Below are 1,019 nucleotides of genomic sequence, written 5' to 3'. Positions count from 1 at the left end.
GGACGCCCCAGCGCAGAGCACGTCCTGAACGTGCTGAGCCGGCTGAAGGCGCCCGTCACGAATGGCAGGCTCGCCACGACGAAACTCCAGCTCAAGGAAGAGCCCGCGGCCGACGTGGGCCGTTACGAGACGCTGCGCGCCAACCCACCGGAGGATCGTCATGTCTAACGATATCGCGGCCCAGCTCAAGGGTCTTAAACTGCACGGCATGGCGAGCACATGGCCGGAGCTGCTCGCGCAGTCGCGTCACACTGACTTCGAGCCGGAGCGCTTCATGAAGCAGCTGTTGATGGCTGAAACCGCCGAACGGCAGGTGCGCTCGATCGCCTATCAAATGACCGCTGCGCGCTTCCCGGCACACCGCGACCTGAAGGGCTTCGACTTCGCGCAGGCACACGTCGACGAAGCGCTGGTGCGCGAACTGAGCGAGCTGTCGTTCCTCGCAAGCGCGCACAACGTCGTGTTCATCGGTGGTCCGGGCACTGGCAAGACGCACCTCGCCTCAGCGATCGGAATCGAAGCCGTACAGCGCCACGGCAAGCGTGTGCGCTACTTCTCGACCGTCGAGCTGACCAACGCCCTGGAGCAGGAGAAGTCCATCGGCAAACAAGGCCAGATTGCCCACAAGCTGATGTACGTCGATCTGGTGATCCTCGACGAACTGGGCTATCTGCCGTTCAGCCAGACCGGCGGTGCATTGCTGTTCCATCTGCTCTCAAAGCTATACGAGCACACGAGCGTCGCGATCACGACCAATCTCAGCTTCGGCGAGTGGGCGAGCGTGTTCGGGGATGCAAAGATGACGACAGCGCTGCTGGACCGCGTCACCCATCACTGCCACATCGTCGAAACGGGCAATGAATCGTGGCGCTTCAGGACCAGTTCTGCCAAGGCAAAGACAACAAGAAAAAGAGCGGCAAAACCAGAGGGTAACGAAGAGTTATCCACACCGGAATAGATGTACTACGCTGTCTCGGGGTGGGGCAGATTTAGATGAAATCGGTCGGTTAAGACTCGGT

The 1,019-nt window shown here is 60.5% G+C and carries 1 protein-coding gene and 1 pseudogene; both read left to right on the top strand.

Annotated elements, in window-relative coordinates; all coding sequences use genetic code 11:
- Positions 1–168, top strand: a pseudogene (locus tag BSIN_RS26325) (IS21 family transposase); the annotation flags it as partial.
- Entirely contained in the window at positions 161–958 is a 798-nt protein-coding gene (gene istB, locus BSIN_RS02055; RefSeq protein ID WP_021164205.1) for an IS21-like element helper ATPase IstB, read from the top strand. The pseudogene BSIN_RS26325 and the gene istB, both read left to right, overlap by 8 nt.
- Positions 959–1,019: the final 61 nt, after the last annotated feature.

The sequence above is a fragment of the Burkholderia singularis genome, assembly GCF_900176645.1.
GTDB lineage: Bacteria > Pseudomonadota > Gammaproteobacteria > Burkholderiales > Burkholderiaceae > Burkholderia > Burkholderia singularis.
This window is presented reverse-complemented; position numbering and strand designations above follow the sequence as displayed.